This window comes from Streptomyces sp. RP5T, assembly GCF_003933965.1.
GTDB lineage: Bacteria > Actinomycetota > Actinomycetes > Streptomycetales > Streptomycetaceae > Streptomyces.
This window is the reverse complement of the sequence record NZ_RSAJ01001263.1, coordinates 1-531: the sequence shown is the minus strand read 5'-3', so window position 1 is coordinate 531 and position 531 is coordinate 1. Positions and strand designations below refer to the sequence as shown.

The 531-nt window shown below is 69.9% G+C and carries 1 pseudogene; it reads right to left on the bottom strand.

Annotation, left to right across the window (positions count from 1 at the left end):
• Positions 1-384, bottom strand: a pseudogene (locus tag EHS43_RS45730) (hypothetical protein); the annotation flags it as partial.
• Positions 385-531 lie beyond the last annotated feature (147 nt).

The following is a 531-nucleotide window of genomic DNA, read 5'->3' as shown; positions in this document are numbered from 1 at the left end:
CTTGGGGGGGCTCTCCGGATCGGGCTCGGGACCGCCGCCGGGCACGTCGTAGAAGTACGTACGGGTACGGACCTGTCCCGTGGACGTCCGCTCGCGGCGGCGCTCCAGGTATCCGGCGTCTTCGAGCTCCCTGAGGGCCCGGGAGATCAGGATCGCACCCTCGCTGAAGTGCTCGCACAGGGCTGTGATGCTCACGGGGGCGCCGTCGGGCAGTGAGGAGATGTACGCCGCGACACCGACGGTGACCGCGCTGCCCCGCCGCTGGGCGAGGGCGTTGGAGATCACCGTGAAGTCGGCCGTCAGCCGGGTGCGGACATGGATCACGCCGGAGGTCGGAGCTCCGGCGGAGGCGCGCGAGGGCGCGTTAGACTGCGAGTCAGCCATCGGGAAGCGGTTCTTCCTGATCGGTCAGGCCCTCGATCGGGACGGCAATCCCGGCCGGGGGCCGAAGTCTGTGTGCTGTTGTCGCGGCGAACGTAACCGCCCGTATCCCCACCCTGCAAGCCGGTCACTCGGACGAGTGACGCGAGC